General features: G+C 71.1%; 17 protein-coding genes. 6 read left to right on the top strand and 11 right to left on the bottom strand.

All coding sequences use genetic code 11. The features are described from left to right. Positions 1–2: 2 nt before the first annotated feature. From BJP60_RS03470 to BJP60_RS03460, 3 genes are all read right to left on the bottom strand, one after another. On the bottom strand, positions 3–1,031 hold the full coding sequence (locus BJP60_RS03470) for an ABC transporter substrate-binding protein (RefSeq protein ID WP_203137591.1): 1,029 nt from the start codon (positions 1,029–1,031) through the stop codon (positions 3–5). A gap of 126 nt (positions 1,032–1,157) precedes the next feature. After that, the gene (locus tag BJP60_RS03465; RefSeq protein WP_203137589.1) at positions 1,158–2,135 is read right to left on the bottom strand and encodes a PaaX family transcriptional regulator; all 978 of its coding nucleotides are present in this window, start codon (positions 2,133–2,135) and stop codon (positions 1,158–1,160) included. A 38-nt stretch (positions 2,136–2,173) separates the two neighbouring features. Beyond that, positions 2,174–2,722, bottom strand: coding sequence for an HtaA domain-containing protein (locus BJP60_RS03460; RefSeq protein WP_203137587.1), 549 nt, complete (start codon positions 2,720–2,722; stop codon positions 2,174–2,176). Positions 2,723–2,803: 81 nt separating this feature from the next. Here BJP60_RS03460 and BJP60_RS03455 point away from each other — a divergent pair, with 81 nt between their 5' ends. Next, entirely contained in the window at positions 2,804–3,391 is a 588-nt protein-coding gene (locus BJP60_RS03455; protein ID WP_203137586.1) for a MarR family winged helix-turn-helix transcriptional regulator, read from the top strand. Positions 3,392–3,394: 3 nt separating this feature from the next. On the opposite strand, the gene BJP60_RS03450 is transcribed toward BJP60_RS03455, so the two are convergent. Genes BJP60_RS03450 through BJP60_RS03415 form a run of 8 tightly spaced genes read right to left on the bottom strand, consistent with a single transcriptional unit; the run spans position 3,395 to position 11,907 of the window. Then, positions 3,395–4,573, bottom strand: a complete 1,179-nt coding sequence (locus BJP60_RS03450; RefSeq protein ID WP_203137585.1) for an MFS transporter — start codon at positions 4,571–4,573, stop codon at positions 3,395–3,397. An 8-nt stretch (positions 4,574–4,581) separates the two neighbouring features. Beyond that, entirely contained in the window at positions 4,582–5,829 is a 1,248-nt protein-coding gene (locus BJP60_RS03445) for a 2-hydroxyacyl-CoA dehydratase family protein (RefSeq protein ID WP_203137584.1), read from the bottom strand. After that, positions 5,826–6,896 (bottom strand): 2-hydroxyacyl-CoA dehydratase family protein, encoded by a 1,071-nt coding sequence (locus BJP60_RS03440; RefSeq protein ID WP_203137583.1) that lies wholly within the window; start codon positions 6,894–6,896, stop codon positions 5,826–5,828. Before BJP60_RS03440 ends, BJP60_RS03445 begins: the two co-directional genes overlap by 4 nt. Continuing rightward, positions 6,893–8,128, bottom strand: coding sequence for a CaiB/BaiF CoA transferase family protein (locus tag BJP60_RS03435; RefSeq protein WP_203137582.1), 1,236 nt, complete (start codon positions 8,126–8,128; stop codon positions 6,893–6,895). Before BJP60_RS03435 ends, BJP60_RS03440 begins: the two co-directional genes overlap by 4 nt. After that, the gene (locus tag BJP60_RS03430) at positions 8,125–9,258 is read right to left on the bottom strand and encodes a CapA family protein (RefSeq protein WP_203137581.1); all 1,134 of its coding nucleotides are present in this window, start codon (positions 9,256–9,258) and stop codon (positions 8,125–8,127) included. The genes BJP60_RS03435 and BJP60_RS03430 overlap by 4 nt, the downstream gene beginning before the upstream one ends. Then, positions 9,255–10,088: an amino acid ABC transporter ATP-binding protein gene (locus tag BJP60_RS03425; protein WP_203137580.1), complete on the bottom strand. Its 834-nt coding sequence runs from the start codon at positions 10,086–10,088 to the stop codon at positions 9,255–9,257. Before BJP60_RS03425 ends, BJP60_RS03430 begins: the two co-directional genes overlap by 4 nt. Next, entirely contained in the window at positions 10,085–11,005 is a 921-nt protein-coding gene (locus BJP60_RS03420; RefSeq protein ID WP_238439536.1) for an amino acid ABC transporter permease, read from the bottom strand. The genes BJP60_RS03425 and BJP60_RS03420 overlap by 4 nt, the downstream gene beginning before the upstream one ends. Continuing rightward, positions 11,002–11,907 (bottom strand): transporter substrate-binding domain-containing protein, encoded by a 906-nt coding sequence (locus BJP60_RS03415; RefSeq protein WP_203137579.1) that lies wholly within the window; start codon positions 11,905–11,907, stop codon positions 11,002–11,004. The genes BJP60_RS03420 and BJP60_RS03415 overlap by 4 nt, the downstream gene beginning before the upstream one ends. Before the next feature lie 192 nt (positions 11,908–12,099). Here BJP60_RS03415 and BJP60_RS03410 point away from each other — a divergent pair, with 192 nt between their 5' ends. The 5 genes from BJP60_RS03410 to BJP60_RS03390 all read left to right on the top strand — a co-directional run bounded on the left by BJP60_RS03410 (position 12,100) and on the right by BJP60_RS03390 (position 16,816). Further along, complete coding sequence (locus tag BJP60_RS03410; protein ID WP_203137578.1) at positions 12,100–13,101, top strand: ABC transporter substrate-binding protein; 1,002 nt, start codon at positions 12,100–12,102, stop codon at positions 13,099–13,101. Between the two features lie 37 nt (positions 13,102–13,138). Continuing rightward, positions 13,139–13,981 (top strand): ABC transporter permease, encoded by an 843-nt coding sequence (locus BJP60_RS03405; RefSeq protein ID WP_203137577.1) that lies wholly within the window; start codon positions 13,139–13,141, stop codon positions 13,979–13,981. Next, positions 13,981–14,757 carry an ABC transporter permease gene (locus BJP60_RS03400; RefSeq protein WP_203137575.1) on the top strand — a complete coding sequence of 259 codons (777 nt, stop codon included), beginning with the start codon at positions 13,981–13,983 and terminating at the stop codon, positions 14,755–14,757. The genes BJP60_RS03405 and BJP60_RS03400 overlap by 1 nt, the downstream gene beginning before the upstream one ends. Positions 14,758–14,823: 66 nt before the next feature. Beyond that, positions 14,824–15,609, top strand: coding sequence for an ABC transporter ATP-binding protein (locus BJP60_RS03395; protein ID WP_442923394.1), 786 nt, complete (start codon positions 14,824–14,826; stop codon positions 15,607–15,609). Next, a complete protein-coding gene (locus tag BJP60_RS03390) occupies positions 15,590–16,816 on the top strand; it encodes a Bcr/CflA family efflux MFS transporter (RefSeq protein WP_203137573.1) in 1,227 nt (408 codons plus the stop codon). The genes BJP60_RS03395 and BJP60_RS03390 overlap by 20 nt, the downstream gene beginning before the upstream one ends. Positions 16,817–16,843: the final 27 nt, after the last annotated feature.

Genomic DNA, 16,843 nt, shown 5'->3' with positions numbered 1-16,843 from the left:
GCTCAGAGACCGAAGGCGTCGAGGATCGCCTGCTCGTTCTCCAGGGCGGCGTCGCGGTCCACGCGCACATACTCGGCGGGCATCTCATCGAAGCTGTAGGCCGAGATGTTCCCTGGCGCCGCATTGAGGATGTCCTGCCCCTCCTCGGAGAGCACGAAGTGCGCGAACAGGCGCGCGGCGTTCGGACTCTGGGCGTCGGCGGAGATGGACATGACGATCTCCGGGCCGTTCGTGACGTCCGGCACGGCGAACTCAACGGGGGCGCCGCTCGCCGCCGCACCCGCGACGACCTGACCCACGTTCGGGCCGGTGACCGCGCCCTCACCCGCGGCGAGCGCCTCGGTCATCGGCACGACCGAGTTGTACAGTCGCACCGCGTTGTCGGCGATCGCCTCGACGGTCTCCATGCCGTAGGCGTCTGCGACCATGCTCCAGAACTGGATGTACGCCTGCGACGAGGACGGGTCTGTCAGCAGCAGCTTGTCCTTGTATGCCGGATCGGCGAGGTCGTCGAACGAGTCCGGAACGGGCAGGTCTCCCAGGGCATCCGTGTTCCAGGACAGTCCACTCGGCGCGAACTGCACGACGGGCACCGCACCGTCGGCGAGCACGCCGTCCGCCGGGTAATCCTCATAGCCGGGGATGTCCGCCTCGTCCATCCCGATGAGCCAGCCCTCGTCGAGGCCCTGATCGACGAACGCGTCGTAGCTCGGCATGACGAGGTCCGCCGCGGGCGCCCCCGCCTCGACCTCCGCGCTGTAACGGGCTGCGAGCTCGCCGCCCGTCATGCGCACGAACTCCGCCTCGACCCCGTACTTCTCGGCGAAGGCGTCGGCGAGCTCACGCGCGGTGTCCTCGGGCGGCGTGAGATAGAAGATCAGCGACCCCTCCTCCTGAGCCGCGGAGACCAGCTCGTCGAGGGCGGCGTCTCCGGTGTCGCCGCCCTCGGCGGCGGGCTCATCGGACGCGCAGCCGGCGAGCGCGACGCCGGTCGCGGCGATGATCGCGAGAGTGGAAAGGGTTCGCCTCATATCGTGACTCCATTGTCGAGAGGTGATCGGGATGATTGCTGACGTCCAGCCTTCCGCGCGTCACAACTCGTGTCAACCTTTTGCGCACGCGAATCACCCATCGAGAGCGCCTTCGACATGCGAGGATCAGGGACGCCGCAGCCCGCGACGACGGTCTTCATCCGCCGCGCGCGCCAGCTCCGGAGTGAGGGCATCCCCGAACCGGGGGATCGCGTTGTGGCTCGCGATGCGCGACAGCGGCTCGTCGTAGCGCGCGATGACCTGTCGCACGTGCCGTGCGGCCGCCGGCCCGAGACTGTCGTACAGTTCGAGGAACAGCTCACGGGCCCGTGGGCGCGGCCATTCCCCGGGCAGCAGTTCGGCCGGGAGCTCGGGATCCTCGAGCCGGAACGCGAGCCAGTCGTTCGTGAGCTTGGTGCGCCGCACGAGCGCCTCACGCGGCTCGACGGTGCCACCCACCCACGCGCGCAGCGGCTCGTACTCCTCGATGAACGCTTCGTAGCTCGCCGCGAGCTCATCGAGCCCGAAGGCACGCTGGATCGCCGCGGGGTCGCCCGCGCGCAGATGCCACGCGGCATGCATGACATGCCCCTCCCCGACGGCGAGCTCGTCCAGCAGCGCCACGGCCTCATCCTCGCGATCATGCGGAGTGATCCACACGCCATCCTGCAGATCACCGAACGCCATGTTGCGCAGGCCGTTGCGGAGCACTCGTCGAACGTCGCGATCCGACTCCGGGATCGAGAACGACACCACCGTCCACCGGCCGTCCCAGTCCGCGAAGTCGGCACCGAACGTCAGGGCGCGCGCGAGCCGCAGGCGCTGATTGGCGACGATCCCGCGCGGGATGCCGTACGACGTCGTGCGGCCCTGCTTCCCCTGCTCGAGCAGTCCGCGTTGGGTCAGCCGCCGCATGCCCTGCCGGGACGCGTTCTCGTTCGCTCCGAACTCGCCCAGCAGCTCGACGAGGGCTGCCGAAGGAAGCAGCTCCTCGCGCGCGAACCAGTAGTCGCCGAGCAGCGTGATGAGCAGGTGCTGCGGGCCACCACCGGAATGCGGTCGCGGCAGCCGGCGACTGCGCGCGTGGGGCTGGTCGAAATCCATGTCGTCGATCCTGCTGGATCGGCCTCGGACTGCGCCACTCACGCGGCGCCACCCGCGGCGCGCGCCGCGCCGATCGCCCCGGGCACGTCGGCCGGCAGGGCGATGCGCAGCGGGTCGAGCGGTTCCCCTGCAGAATAGACGTCCCCGAAGAGCCCGACACCCGCCGCCGTGAGCTCGGCGGGAAGCGGCGGGAAGACCACCCAGCCACCGTCGATGAGCGCAGCCTCGGCGGGGGCCAGGCGCGCGATGATCGCGCGCTCTTCGCCGAAGGAGACCGACAGCGCGCCCTGGTCGCGTCCGATCTCCACCACAGGCCGCGAGATGCGCACGGCAAGCAGCCCGGCGTGCGCGACGAAGCTCAGCTCGCCGCCGAACTCGATCCGCCACCGCCCACCGGAATGCGAGGCGCGCCTCAGGGGGAACCGGAACGTCGCGTCCCCGTCCGTCTCGACGCCGTCATCGCCGTAGACCCCGCCGTCCGGGTTCATCAGGACGTAGCGGACGAAGCTGTCGCGGACGCCCCAGTACAGCCCTGCGACGACGCCGGCGTCGGGGCTCCCCGGATCTCGGACATCGTCGTCGCGCATGACATCGATCATGACGACCGGAACAATCGCCGTCAAATGACGCGACGACCCGTGACCGCGGGTGCTTGATACAGTCTCAAAGTGGATGAGATTTCGCGGGATCCGCGAGGCGAACCGGCGACGGCTCGGCTCAACTACACGGCGTACCGCCTCGCCCGAGCACTGAACCGCTTCGCCGAGAACACGGCGCTCGCCCACGGCGTGACTCTGTCGCAGTTCTTCGTGCTGCAGGTGCTCGGCGAGGGGCTGCCGCTGTCGAATGCGCAGCTGTCCCGCCGGACCTTCGTGAGCGCGCAGGCCGCCCACACCGTCTCCAACGAGCTCATCGACGCCGGACTCGTCGAGCGCGGCGCGCACCCGTCGAACCGGCGGATCCGCCTCGTGAGTCTGACCGAGGCGGGGTGGAACGTGCTCGAACAGTGCCACGCCGAGCTGCGCGCGCACGAGGAGCGCCTGTTCACGATCATCGGCGCCGAGCTGCACGGGTCGCTCTCGGACGCGCTCGACCGCAGCGCGGTCGCCCTCGCCGGCGGATACTTCGGCGACGACGAGGCGGAGGCCGTGGCGATCGCGCGTCGGCAGTCGGCGATCAGACCGCGCCACATCCCGTCCCGGCTGGCGCGGGCCCGGCTGCGCGCCGCATCGTCGGAGCCGAAGACCGAGGAATGACCCTCAGGGGCGCGGCGCCCTCAGGGCGACGAGCAGTGCGCAGGCGAGAGCCGCGACGCCCCCGATCATCAACGACACCCTTCCCGACGACGCGTCGATCACCCAGCCCATCAGCAGCGCGCCGAACGGCACCATGCCGTAGTTGCCGAGCGTGACGAGCGACATCAGGCGACCGATCGCCTCGGGCGCCACGGCGGACTGCGCGGCGGCGTTCAACACGCCCTGGTAGTAGCCGATCGCGAGACCGAGCAGCGGCCCCGCCCACAGGAACAGGGCGAGCGTGGGCGCGGCGGCGTTCACCAGCAGCGCGCCCCCGAAGGCGGCGGCGGCCGGGATGAGGGAGCGTACGCCCACGCGCGGCAGGGCCGCCGCGATGCCGCCGCCGACGATCGCTCCGACAGCGTTGAGGGCGTGCGCCGCACCGACCGCTGTCGCATCGCCCCCGTAGGACAGGTCGACGGTCGCCGTGAGCACCAGGCCGAAGTTCATGGCGAACAGGGCGATCACGACGTTCGCGATCAGCAGCGTCGACACAGCCCGCTGGCGCAGCAGGTCGGTCGTGCGCACCGGCGCGCTCTCCGATCGCCGAGCACGTTCGTGCAGGCTCGCCGGTCGGATCAGCAGCAGCGAGACCCCCACCGCGATGAAGGAAGCGGCGTTCAGCAGCATGCACGCCGGCGCCCCGAGCTGCTGGAAGGCGATTCCCGCCAGTCCCGGACCGATCGAGCGGGCCGCCGCGAGAGCGATGGTGCTGATGGACACGGCGCGCGAGAGCGCCGTCGGCCCGACGAGTTCGAAGATGATCGCCTGACCGGCGATCCGCTCGAACGCCTGCACCGTGCCCAGTACCGCGACGAGCGCATAGAGGATGCGGATATCGGGCTCCGCCGCCGCGACGACGAGCGCGAGCACGGCAGTCGTCGCCGCCGCGAGCCCCGAGGTGAACAGCAGGATCGTGCGCGGGCGCACACGGTCGGCGAGGCGGCCCGCCAGGACGCCGAACACGAGGATGGGCAGGAACTGCGCGATCGTCACGCCGCTGAGGGTCTGTGCGCTGCCGGTGGCCGCGAGCACGACGAGCTGCAGCGCGAGGTTCTGGAACCAGGTGCCCACGTTCGAGACGACCTGACCGGCGAAGTACAGGGAGAAGCTGCGCTGCCGCAGCGGCTCGAACACGCCCATCCGCGCCCTCAGCTGCGGGCGGGCACGCGGGTGCGGAGGAAGTCGGCGATGCGCTCGGGGATGCGCGCGGCCCCGGTGGATCGCGCGTCGGCGTTGTTCGCGCGGATCTCCAGCACCGGGATTCCCGCGGCCTCGAGGGCCTCGGTGATGAACACGCCCCCGGGGGTGTCATCCGCGACGAGGTGAACGACGCCGTCGACGTCGTGGCTGAGCGCCTCCGCGAGGTACCAGTCGGATGACCACGGCGGCACGTAGAGCTGGTCGGTGATCCCCACGAAACGAGCGGCGAGCGTTCGGACGGGATCCTCCCCGTATCGGCGGTACCCGTCGGCGGCGATCGCGAGGTACATCGACCAGACGAAGACGGCGCCGAACTCCTCCTGGAAACGCTGGTACATCGCCAGATCCGACCACAGGCCGCGTCCGATCCACATCAGGCGCCGTCGTTCCGCCGGGCACACGGCGTGGCCGCGGGCCACGCGCTCGGCCACCTCGTCGTGGAGCGCGCGCGCCGCATCCACAGCCCACTGCGTACCGCGATGCCACTGCGGCACCATGACCGCGGGCATCGTGTCGTTCACGCTGACCGGCGTCGGCCGGGCTGCTGCCACGAGGTCGCGCGTGCGGCGGTTCCACTCCGCATGCTCGTTGCCGAGGCGCATGATCTCCGCGAGTCGTCCCCGATCGAGCCGTCGCCCTGTCCGGTCTTCGAGCCACGAGGTCAGCTCCTCGATCTCGTCCTGGAGCAGATCGAGCCGATCGGAGCCGAACGCCGTCTCCCACTCGTGCGAGACGAGCTCCCACCACCGCGGAGGGACGGGGTCGGCGGCGGTCCGCGACAGCAGGAAGGTCTCCGTGCCGGGGCGCTCGCCCCACTGCTCGAAGATCTTCTGCGTGACGTCGCCACTGCGTTCGGCGATCGCGAAGGCGGGTGCCGGCAACCCGCCCCACGGCCGCATGTGCTCGGGAAGCTCCTGCTCCCCGAGCGGCATCGCGTCGTACTGCAGGCTGAAGTCGGGCAGCCCCCGCGCCGCGACCCGCTCCATCGCGGCCGGTCCCACCTGCTTGGCGGCGATGATGGAAGACCACCACTGCGTCACCACGTAGGGGATCTCGAGCGCGCGCAGGATCTCGTGGGGCACATCCGCGTTGACGATCGCGATCTGCTCGCCGGCCCGGGCGCGGGCCGCCATCCGCGCGAACCAGTCCTTCTGGTACCGCGTCGCGGCGACGGCCGCCGCCAGCCGCTCGCTCATGCGTGCTCTCCCCGCCCCAGCGCCTGCGCGAGCGCGGTCGCCGTCTCGTGGGCTGCGCCGGCGATATCACCGGGCCTCACCCTGACGCGCGCCTGGAAGGGCATCCCCCGCCCCTCGACGAGCCGCCTCTGCGCCGCGGCATCCCATGCGGGAGCGTCGTCGAGCTCGCGCACCAGCGCGATCACGCCGGTCGCGCCGGACGCGTCCAGACCGCGCTCGAGGTGCGCGATCCGCTCCGCCGTGAGGGAGCGCGCGGCGAGCGGCGCGCGGCCGGCGTGCCGGCCTGCCAGCAGCCGGGTCGCCGCCTCGAGATCGTCGGCCGCCACGGCATCGCCGATCCATGCGCTGTCGCCGGTGTCGTGGTCCTCGCCGACCACGGTGAGCCCCACCGTCTCGATCGCCTCGTACGCCGTCTCATCCGGATGCGCACTGCCGGTGACGAACACGGGTCTTCCCCGCGCGGGATGGTCGGCCGCGTCCACGATCGCCACCGCTTCACCGGGAGGAAGCGTCGCGGCCGCCCGATACGCGGCCAGCGCCGTCGGGCCGGAGCACCGCCCGGACCGGCGCCGGCGGCGGAGGCGCTGCAGTGCCTCGCCCAGGCGGAGTTCCCTCTCGGCCGCATCGCGAAGGCCGGCGGCGTCGGGGGCGGCTCCGGTGAGCGAGGTGCAGAACGCGGCCAGGCGCTGGTACTGGCGCGCGACGAAACGGTCGCGCGGCGCGCCGCCGCCGCGAGGGGCGTCCAGCAGATGCACCGGGTAGCGCACCCGCCCGCGCTCGGCGAGGATCCGCAGCACGTAGAAGACCCGCAGATGAGCTGTCGAATCGTTGCAGACGACAAGCCCGGCCAGATCGTCGTGTGCGCCCCGGAGCAGGGCATCGAGGATGCGGGCGGCCACCGCGTCGACCGCACCGGGCAGCTGTGCCGCCTCGTCGGAGACCGGCCCCGACCACGATCCGAGGATCCGCACCGGCGTCGCGCCCGCTGCGAGGACCAGCTGACGCGGAAGATCGGCTCCGACCACGCCGATGCGCGGTGCGCCGAGATCCGGTGCGCCCACCGTCACAGCACGCCATCCCTGCGCAGCTGCGCGATCCGCCGATCGTCATACCCCGCGGCGCGCAGCACCGTCTCGGTGTGCTCGCCCAGGTTGGGCGCGGGGCGCGAGAGGTCGACCTCGCTCGCGGAGAAGACCACCGGCAGGCCGGCGCCGTACAGCCCGTCGAAGCGCCCGAACGTGGGGTGGACGAGCGGAACCACCTCCGCACGCGCGGTCACCTGCGGATCGCGCACGGCCTCGGCGGTCGAACGCACGGGAGCGGCGGGTGCCCCGTGCCTGTCGAGTTCGCCGAGCACCTCGCTCAGCGCCCGCTCCGCCGCCCACCCGGCGATCAGCGCGTGGAGCCTGTCGGCGTTCGCCACACGGGCATCGCGGGTGCCGAAGTCGGAGGACGCGAGCAGATCCTCGCGCCCGATCGCGCGCAGCACGCCGGCCGCGAACTGATCGGTCGGCGCGCAGATGGCGAACCATCCGTCGACGGCGCGGAACGTGCCGAAGGGCGCCAGGCGCGGCACGTATGCGCCGGTCCGCAGCGGGAAGCCGACGGACTCGAGCGCGTCGAACGGCTCGCACGCGACGAGAGACGTCAAGGCGCCGAGCATCGACACGTCCACGTGCTGTCCCTCGCCGGTCCGCTCGGCGTGCAGGGTCGCGGCGAGTGTCCCGATCACGGCGAACAGCGGAGCGACGAGATCGCCGACCGGAAGGCCGAAGCGCACGGGCGGATCACCCGGCTCGCCCGCGGTGGTCATGACCCCGCTGAGCGCCTGGATGATCGTGTCCATCGCCTTGCGGTCGCCGTGGTCGCCGGTGGCGCCGAATCCGCTGATCGAGGTGTAGACGAGCTTCTGGTTCAGCCCGCGCACGGACGCGTAGTCGATTCCCAGACGGCGGGTCACTCCCGCACTGTAGTTCTCCACCACGATGTCCGCCTCGCGTATGAGGTCGAACAGGACCTCACGGCTCTCGGGGTGCTTGAGGTTGAGCGTGATCGACTCCTTGCCGCGGCCGCGCAGCATCATCGACACGGACATGTCCTCGGGCGAGGTGCGGCGCAGACTCAGACCGTCCGCGGTGACGTACGGCGAGTTGTTCCGGGAGGAATCCCCTCCGCGCGAGGGGTTCTCCACCTTGATGACGCGCGCGCCGAGGCCCGCCAGCAGCAGCGTCGCGTACGGCCCCGCCAGCGCGGTGGTCAGGTCGATCACGGTCTTGCCCGCGAGCGGTGCGGTTGTCATCTCATGCCCTCCTCGAGGCAGATGGTGAGGCGGTCGTCGTCCCAGTCGAACGCGGTCGTCAGACCCGCCTCGCGAGTGATGTCGCGGATGTAGCCCGCGATGCGCTCGCCGCCCTCGGAGCGCGTCAGCGGGACGGGCCGTGCGTCGTCGTCGATCCAGCACGGGATGAGACCGGCGCGCACGCCTCCCGCGTCGTCGATGTCGAGCATCGCGATCGCGGTGTTGCGGCTGTCGGGATGGAACGGATACTGCGGCATGGCGGGGTCGGGATCGAATCCGAACAGCCTGCGGCGTTCCCGCGCCCACGCGCGCCGCTCCGGAACGTCGTCGTCCGCTCCCGACAGCGCCGAGGTCACGGTGGCGAAGTTGCCGAGGCCGTGGAAGATGGGACGGCCGCGGTACACCTCGACGCCCTTCAGGATGTGCGCATGGTGCGCGATGACGGCGGCTGCGCCGGCGTCGACCGCGGCCTGCGCGACGTCGTGCTCGTATGCCGCGATGTCCACGGGCTGATGGACGAGGCCTTTGTGGAGCGCGACGATCACGGAGGAGTCCTCGGCTGTGTGCCGTGCGATCTCATCGGCCATCCGCTGCAGACTGCGCGGCTCGGCGAACGTGTGGATCCGCGGCGGTCCGCCGGGATTGGCGCCGCGCGGCTCGTAGTGCGTCATCACCTCGACGTACGCGCAGCCCGGCTTGTCCGTGCCGGCCCAGGACTCGCGCGGCCCCACGCAGTTCACGCTCAGGACGACGATGCGGCGCCCGTGCGGCTCGAGAACGGCGGGCCGCCATGCCTCCTCGAGGTTCGCTCCGGCGCCGACCACCGCGATGCCGCGTGCAAGGCAGTGGGCTCGGGTGTCGGCGATCCCCTCCCCGCCGAAGTCGAACACGTGGTTCCCCGCGAGGGTGAGCACGTCGAACCCCGCGGCCGCGACCCCGTCCAGCGCGCTCGGCGGCGCGGGAAGCGCGGGCACATCCGTCGACATCGACACCGTCGCGTGCGTATGCGGCACCTCGAGCTGACCGATCAGCACGTCCGCCTGCGCCAGCACGGGCACGGCCGCCGCGAGCAGCGGCGCACTGTCGGACCGCTCGAGGACGAGATCTCCCGTCGCCAGAACCCGCGTCATCCCTCGACCTCGACCGGCGACCGTCCCGACCGGGCGAGGAAGGCACGCAGCCGCGCGGACCGCGGGTCACGGAAGAACTCGTCGGCGGGCCGATCCTCGATGACCTTGCCGTCGGCCATGAAGACGCACCGGTCGGCGACGTTGCGCGCGAACTCCAGCTCGTGCGTCACCACCACCATGGTCCGGCCCGTCGACGCGAGCTGCTTCATGGTCTGCAGCACCTCATCCACCAGCTCGGGATCCAGGGCGCTCGTCGGCTCGTCGAACAGCAGGATGCGCGGATCGACGGCGACGCCGCGCGCGATCGCGACGCGCTGCTGCTGGCCGCCCGAGAGATGCCGCGGATAGGCGTTCGCCTTGTCCGACAGTCCCACGCGCTCCAGCAGCTCCATCGCCCGGGCGCGCGCCTCGCGCTCCGGGATGCCGTGCACCGTCATGGGCGCCTCGGTGATGTTGCGCAGCACGGTCCAGTGCGGGAAGAGGTTGAACTGCTGGAAGACCATGCTCATGCGTCGACGCTGGCGCCTGCGTCCGGCGTCCGTCAGGGGACGCAGGTGTCCCCGGATCCGCTCGTAGCCGAGCAGCTCGCCGTCGAGGAACATGGCGCCGCCGTCGATCGCCTCGAGCTGGTCGACGCAGCGCACCAGGGTGGACTTGCCGGATCCGGAGGGGCCCAGGATGGCGACGACCTCGCCCTCGTACACCTTCAGGCTCGCGCCGTCGAGGGCCGTCGTGTCGCCGAATCGCTTCACGATGTTCGCGACCTCCAGCACGGGCACCTCGTCGACCACCTCGGGGGTGACGATCAGTCCGGACGTCTCGCCGGTCATGACAGCGCCTCCTTTGCGCGGCGGGCGGGCCGGCGGGCGGCCACACGGGTGCTTCCACGGCCGAAGTGGTCCTCGACCCGACGCTGCACGACGGTCAGGACCGTCACGACCACCAGGTACCAGATCACCGCCACGATCAGCATCGGCACGACCTCGTAGGTGCGGTTGTAGATCACCTGCACGGCGTGGAGGAGATCGCCCATCGCGATGACGCTCACGAGCGACGTGCCCTTCAGCAGCGCGATGACCTGCGAGCCGGTGGGAGGGATGATCACGCGCATGGCCTGCGGCAGCACGATGCGGCTGAACGTGTGCCAGCGGCTGAGCCCCATGGCCGCGGCGGCGTCTCGCTGACCCTGCTCCACCGACAGCATGCCCGCGCGGATGATCTCCGCCATGTAGGCCGCCTCATGCAGCGAGAGTCCGATGATCGCCGCCGTGAGGGGCGTGATGAGGTCGTTCGTCGACCAGCTGAACAGCTCGGGCCCGAACGGCACGCCGATCGAGATCCGCGGCAGCAGATAGGCGAGGTTGAACCAGAAGATGAGCTGGACGAGTGGGGGGATGCCGCGGAAGACCCCGACGAACGCGACGCTCGCGGCCCTGACCGGCCAGAAGTCGGACAGCTGCCCGGCCGCAAGCACGGTGCCGAGCACGGAGCCGAGCACCATTCCGACGGCGGTGAGGAGGAGGCTCATGCCGAGGCCGACGAGGACGCCGGGGTTGAACAGGTACTCCGCGACGACGTTCCACTCGAAGCGCTCGTTGGTGATCAGGAACCACAGCACGGCCAGCACGACGAGCAGCAGGATCGCTCCGCCTGCGATCCGCGCGGGGCGGACGCGGGCGCGGGCGGTGGCCACGTCGACCGTGGCGGGCGGGTTCTGGACGGTGGTCATCAGCAGCGCGGCGCTCATCCCGCGGTCATCGGGTTCAGGACGGGCTCTTCGACCATGACGTCGGTGAGCTCCCACTGCGTCATGATCCGCTCGTACTCGCCGTTGTCGAAGATGCCCTGGAACGCCGCGAGCATCGCCGGGGCGAGCTCGTTGTCCTTCGGCATGAACATCGCCAGCTGGTCGATGCCCGCCCCCTGCTCGTCCGACTGCACGATGTACTCGTACGTGTCCGGTTCGGCGACCTGCAGATCCTTGGCCGCGGTCTGCGTGGTGCCGGCGTAGTCCGCCCGGTCGGAGTTCACCGCGAGATACGTGGAGTTCGTGTCCTCGAGCCCGACGAACTCCGGCGCCTCGAGTCCCTCCTGGGAGCACCACTCCGCGTAGCGTTCGAGCTGGCTCTCGGTCACCGATCCCGTCACGCCGGCGACACGCGCCCCGCACAGCGACTCGGGGTCGCTGAGTTCGTCCGCGCGCTCCGCCAGATAGACGTATGACGTCCGCGTCGTCATCCAGACGACCGCGTCGAAGTCCGCCTCGCGCTCCTCGGACGTGCGGACGGGCCCGTTGAAGGCGTCGTAGCGACCGGAGAGCATGCCCGAGAGCATGGCGTCCAGGCCCGAGGACGTGCTGATCTCGAACGGAACGCCGAGCTGTTCCGACAGCGCCGCCTGGATGTCGGGGTCGATGCCGGTGATCTTCCCGCCCTCCTCGATCGTGCGGTACGGCGGGTGCGTGTCACCGGCGACGGTGATGACGCCTTTGTCCTTGATCTCCTGGGGCAGCAGTTCATAGGCCGGGGCCTGCGTGTCGGCGTCGCCGCCTCCCGCCTGCTCCGGCGCCGTCGTGCCCGACGAGCACGACGCGAGGAGCAGCACGGACAGGGCGGCGGACGCCGCCAGCGCGAGATTGCTGAGCTTCATTGCGGTCTCCACATCCTTGTGAGGGCTGAGCGCACGACGTCGTGCAACCCGAAAGTATCATGCGGGATGATATTCATCGGTAGTCTGCACCTGCTCGGTGAGATTGGCAACCATTGACTCCCTCAACGATTCCGTGTTCACTGAAGCAAGCCGCACCCGGCGGCCTCAGTCACGAAGGAGTCACTGAGCACCATGACCCGTACCCGCCTGTTCTCCGCCGTCGCGCTCACCGCGGTCGGCATCCTGTCTCTCGCCGCGTGCAGCTCCGGCTCCCCGAGCGGCCCCGCCGAGACCGAGACCGCCCCGGCCGAAGGCGGCGGCGGCGGTGAGCTCACGCCCATCACGGTCGGTCTGCTCGCGATCGCGCCCGCGGCCGCGGTGCAGTACGGCATCGACGAGGGGATCTTCGAGGAGCACGGCCTCGACGTCACGGTCCAGATGGCCCAGGGCGGCGCCGCGATGCTCCCCGCGGTCTCGACCGGTCAGTACCACTTCGGTGTCGGCAACCCGCTGTCGGTGCTCACCGCCGCCAGCCAGGGCGTGGACGTCCGCATCGCATCGGGCTACTCGTTCTCCCTCGACGAGGGCGAGGACATCAACGCGGTCGTCGCCCGCGCCGGCGAGGGCATCGAGTCGTGGGCCGACCTCGAGGGCAAGAAGGTGTCCGTCAACGCCGTCAAGACGCAGGGCGACCTGACGATCGGCGAGGCCGTCGAGCGGGACGGCGGCGACCCGGCCGCGGTCGAGTACATCGAGGTCGCCTTCCCGGATGCGCTCGCCCAGCTCGACGGCGGGAACGTCGACGCGGTCTGGATCCCCGAGCCGTTCCTGTCGATGGCGGTCGCCGACCCCGACAAGTACACGGTCGTGGGCCACCCGAACCAGGAGGCGATCCCCGGTCTGCCCACCATGGTGACCTTCACATCGGGCGCTGTCGCCGAGGACACCGAGCTCGTCGAGGCCTGGCGCGGCGCGGTCGCCGACACGCTCGCCGCGGCCACGGACGACCGCGAGGGCTTCGGTCAGACCATCGCCGAGTTCACGGGCATGCCCGAGGCCGCGGCCGCGAACCTGCGCCTCGAGCGCCTGGACGCCGAGCTCGACCCGCAGCTCATCTCGGACCTCAGCGACCTCGCACAGAAGTTCGCCTTCCTCGAGAGCGCGCCCGACCTCGACACGGTCATCCTCGACTGACCGCACCGCCTCGATCGACACCTCCAGGCCCCACCCGATGACCTCCCTCGCCCCCCACGACACGATCACGCGCACGGTCGCGGTGGCGCAGGCCCGGCGCAGGCGGCGGCGGTTCCGACCCCGTCGCCTGCTCCTCGGGCTCGCCGGCATCCTGACGTTCCTGCTGATCTGGGAGCTCGCCTCCCGCACCGGCATCGTCAACCCGACGTACCTGCCGCCGGCGTCCGAGGTGCTCGTCACGTTCGGCGCGAACGCCGGGCTGACGGGCACCTGGGTCGCGGTGGGCCAGACGCTGGGGTCGTGGGCGCTCGGCATCCTCCTCGCGCTCGCGCTCGCCGTGCCGCTGGGCGTCGTGATCGGGCTCTCTCCGTTCCTGTCGCGCGCCACGCGCTCGACGGTCGAGTTCCTGCGCCCCATCCCGTCCGTCGCGCTCATCCCGCTGGCCGTGCTCGCGTTCGCCGTGCCGCTGCAGCAGAGCCTGCTGATCATCACGTACGGCGCGTTCTGGCAGATCTTCATCCAGGTGCTCTACGGCGTCGCCGACGTCGACGCGGTCGCGATGAGCACGGCACGCAGCTACGGCTTCACGTGGTGGCAGCGCGTGCGCGACGTGGTGTTCCCGACGATGCTCCCGTATCTGCTCACCGGCATCCGCCTCGCCGCGGCCGTCGCGCTCATCCTCGCGGTCACGGCCGAGCTCGTGATCGGCACGCCGGGCGTGGGCAAGCAGGCGGGACTCGCGAAGGACGCCGGCCTGTACGCCTCGACCTACGCGCTGGTGCTGCTGACCGGGCTGCTCGGCGTCGTGATCAACCTCGGCGTGCGCGCGGCGGAGCGCCGCCTGCTGGCGTGGCACCAGTCCGTGCGAGGGGACGCCTGATGCGCCGGTCGCTGATCGCCCTCGCCTACGCGCTCGGGCTGCCGCTGATCCTCATCGCGATCTGGTGGATCGCGTCGCTCGGAGCGACGAGCATCTTCGTGCCGAAGCCCGTGCCGCTCGTGACCCAGTTCTTCGAGGTCTGGATCGGCGACCGGTTCTTCACCGACGTGCTGCCGAGCCTCGGGCGCTTCGTCGCCGGCACGGCGATCGCGATCGTGCTCGGCATGCTGATCGGGCTCGGCGTGGGCCTGAACCGCGGGCTGCGCGCGTTCACCGAGCCGGTGTTCGAGTTCTTCCGCGCCATCCCGCCGCCCGTGCTGATTCCGATCTTCGCGCTCGTGATCGGGATCGGCGACGACATGCGGATCGCCGTGATCGCGTTCGGCGCGATCTGGCCCGTGATCCTCAACACGATCGAGGGCGTGCGCGCGGCCGACGAGGTGCAGACCGAGACGAGCCGCTCGTACGGCATCCACGGGCTGAGCCGCGTGCGCTATCAGGTCCTCCCCTCCGCGGCGCCGCAGATCCTGGCGGGCGTGCGGCAGAGCCTGCCGATCGGCATCATCCTGATGGTCATCAGCGAGATGCTCTACGCGTCCTCGGGCCTCGGCTTCTCGATCATCCAGCTGCAGCGCAGCTTCGCGGTTCCGCAGATGTGGAGCGGCATCCTGCTGCTGGGGCTGCTCGGCTTCGCGGTCTCGCTGCTGTTCAAGCTCGTCGAACGCCGCATCCTGCGCTGGTACCACGGACTGAAGGATCTCCAGAATGCCTCCTGAGAACACCGCCGCCTCGGCCGCCGTCGGCCACGGCCGCACCCTTCCCCCGAGCAGACGCTGCTCTCGGTGCGCGGGCTGAAGAAGGTCTACCGCACCGACGGCGGCGACATCGAGGCGGTGCGCGACCTGACGTTCGACCTCGGACGCAACGAGCTCACGTGCCTGGTCGGCCCCTCCGGGTCGGGCAAGACCACGCTGCTGAAGTGCATCGCGGGCCTGCTCGAGCCCACCAGCGGCGAGGTGCTGCTGGACGGCAAGCGCGTCACGGGCCCGCCGAAGAAGATGGCCGTCGTGTTCCAGGAGTACGGCCGCTCGCTGTTCCCCTGGCTGCGCGTCGCCGACAACGTCGAGCTGCCGCTGAAGAACGCCGGCGTCCCGAAGGCCAGGCGCGCCGAGCTCGTGGCCGAGGCGCTCGAGAGCGTGGGACTCGCGCACGTTCCGAAGTCCTACCCGTGGCAGCTGTCGGGCGGCATGCAGCAGCGCGTCGCGATCGCGCGGGCGATCGCCTACCAGCCGGAGGTGCTGCTGATGGACGAGCCGTTCGCGGCCGTCGACGCGCAGACGCGCGCGGACCTCGAGGACCTGGTGCGATCGATCCGCGAGCGCCTCGGCGTCACGGTGCTGTTCGTCACGCACGACATCGACGAGTCCGTCTACCTCGGATCGCGCGTGATCATCCTGTCCTCCTCCCCCACGGTGGTGCAGGAGGACCTCGTGATCGACCTGCCGGATCAGCGCGACCAGCTCGAGACGCGCGCGCTGCCGCGCTTCACCGAGCTGCGGCACCACGTGTACGAGCAGATCCAGCTCGCCAAGCGCGGGTTCCGGCCGGATGAGGCGCGCGTCGGCTGAGGCGGCGACGGGCGCCCGCGACGAGCTCACCCGCGGCCGCCTCGCCGCGCTGGGCTTCGTCGGCATGGCCGGCGCGCTGTCGACCGACCTGTACCTGCCCGCGTTCCCCTCGATCCAGGAGGACTTCGGCGCGACGGCGGCGGCCGTGCAGCTCACGCTCACGGCCTACCTGATCGGATCGGCCGTCGGGCAGTTCGGCATCGGCACGATCTCGGACGCGCTCGGACGGCGTCGCACGCTGCTGGCGGCGTTCTCCGTGTTCGCGATCTCGGGCTTCGCGGCCGCCGCGGCGCCGACGCTCGAGTGGGTCGTGGCGCTGCGGCTCGTGCAGGGCCTCAGCGGTGCGGCGGGCGCGGCGCTCGCGCGGGCGATCGTCGCCGATCTCGCGACGGGTGAGCGGGCGGCGCGCGGCATCAGCATCCTGATCGCGACCATGGGGATCGGCCCCGTCGTCGGCAGCCCGCTCGGCGCGCTCCTGAGCTCGTGGGGCGGATGGCGCGCGGCGCTCGCCGGCCTCGCGGTCGTCTCCGTCGCGATGCTCGTCGTGACGCTGCTCGCGATCCCCGAGTCGCTGCCGCCCGAGCGCCGCCATCCCGCCCGCGTGGGCGCGCTCGTCGGCAGCCTGTGGAGGCTGGTGCGCGACGGCGCGTTCGTGGGCTATGCGCTGGCGTTCGCCCTCGGGTACGGGGCGCTGATCCTGTACATCGGATCGTCGTCGTTCGTCGTGCAGAACGTCTTCGGCGCGTCCGCGCTCGTGTACTCGCTGACGTTCGCCGCGGGATCCGTCTCGTTCGTGCTCGGGGCATGGTGGAACGCCAGGGTGGTGCGGTGGCGGGGAGCCGCCGGCGCGCTGCGGATCGCGCAGCTGGTGTCGCTGGCTGCCGCGGGCGCGCTGCTGGTGCTGGCGCTGACCGATGCCCTCGGGCTGGCGACCTGGGTGCCGCTCGTGTGCGTGTTCGCGGCGGGGTGCGCGGGCACGATGTCGGACGCCTCCGCTCTCACGCTCGGCCGCGCGGCGTTCGCGGCGGGCGCCGGCTCGGCCACGCTCGGGCTGTTCCAGTTCTCGCTCGGCGCGGTCGCGTCGCCCTTCGGCGGGCTGTGGGGCGACGACACCGCCATCCCGGTCACCGCCGGCATGACGGGAGCCGTGCTGCTCGGGCTCGCGGCCGCCGCCGTCGGCCGGGCGCGCGAGCGCCGCGCGGGCTGACTCGGCGCTCGAGCGCCGCGGTCGACC

The organism is Microbacterium sp. JZ31 (assembly GCF_016805985.1).
In the GTDB taxonomy this organism is placed as follows: Bacteria; Actinomycetota; Actinomycetes; order Actinomycetales; family Microbacteriaceae; genus Microbacterium.
The sequence above is the reverse complement of the archived record's forward strand: the minus strand, read 5'-3'. Positions and strand labels throughout refer to the sequence as shown.

What these genes read in the sequence shown, in the direction of transcription:
- BJP60_RS03410 (WP_203137578.1), top strand. Translation starts at nt 12,100, where the DNA reads ATGACCCGTACCCGCCTGTTCTCCGCCGTCGCGCTCACCGCGGTCGGC.
- BJP60_RS03445 (WP_203137584.1), bottom strand. Translation starts at nt 5,829, where the DNA reads ATGAGCGAGCGGCTGGCGGCGGCCGTCGCCGCGACGCGGTACCAGAAG.
- BJP60_RS03465 (WP_203137589.1), bottom strand. Translation starts at nt 2,135, where the DNA reads ATGGATTTCGACCAGCCCCACGCGCGCAGTCGCCGGCTGCCGCGACCG.
- BJP60_RS03430 (WP_203137581.1), bottom strand. Translation starts at nt 9,258, where the DNA reads ATGACGCGGGTTCTGGCGACGGGAGATCTCGTCCTCGAGCGGTCCGAC.
- BJP60_RS03425 (WP_203137580.1), bottom strand. Translation starts at nt 10,088, where the DNA reads ATGACCGGCGAGACGTCCGGACTGATCGTCACCCCCGAGGTGGTCGAC.
- BJP60_RS03435 (WP_203137582.1), bottom strand. Translation starts at nt 8,128, where the DNA reads ATGACAACCGCACCGCTCGCGGGCAAGACCGTGATCGACCTGACCACC.
- BJP60_RS03420 (WP_238439536.1), bottom strand. Translation starts at nt 11,005, where the DNA reads ATGAGCGCCGCGCTGCTGATGACCACCGTCCAGAACCCGCCCGCCACG.
- BJP60_RS03450 (WP_203137585.1), bottom strand. Translation starts at nt 4,573, where the DNA reads ATGGGCGTGTTCGAGCCGCTGCGGCAGCGCAGCTTCTCCCTGTACTTC.
- BJP60_RS03390 (WP_203137573.1), top strand. Translation starts at nt 15,590, where the DNA reads ATGAGGCGCGCGTCGGCTGAGGCGGCGACGGGCGCCCGCGACGAGCTC.
- BJP60_RS03460 (WP_203137587.1), bottom strand. Translation starts at nt 2,722, where the DNA reads ATGCGCGACGACGATGTCCGAGATCCGGGGAGCCCCGACGCCGGCGTC.
- BJP60_RS03405 (WP_203137577.1), top strand. Translation starts at nt 13,139, where the DNA reads ATGACCTCCCTCGCCCCCCACGACACGATCACGCGCACGGTCGCGGTG.
- BJP60_RS03415 (WP_203137579.1), bottom strand. Translation starts at nt 11,907, where the DNA reads ATGAAGCTCAGCAATCTCGCGCTGGCGGCGTCCGCCGCCCTGTCCGTG.
- BJP60_RS03470 (WP_203137591.1), bottom strand. Translation starts at nt 1,031, where the DNA reads ATGAGGCGAACCCTTTCCACTCTCGCGATCATCGCCGCGACCGGCGTC.
- BJP60_RS03400 (WP_203137575.1), top strand. Translation starts at nt 13,981, where the DNA reads ATGCGCCGGTCGCTGATCGCCCTCGCCTACGCGCTCGGGCTGCCGCTG.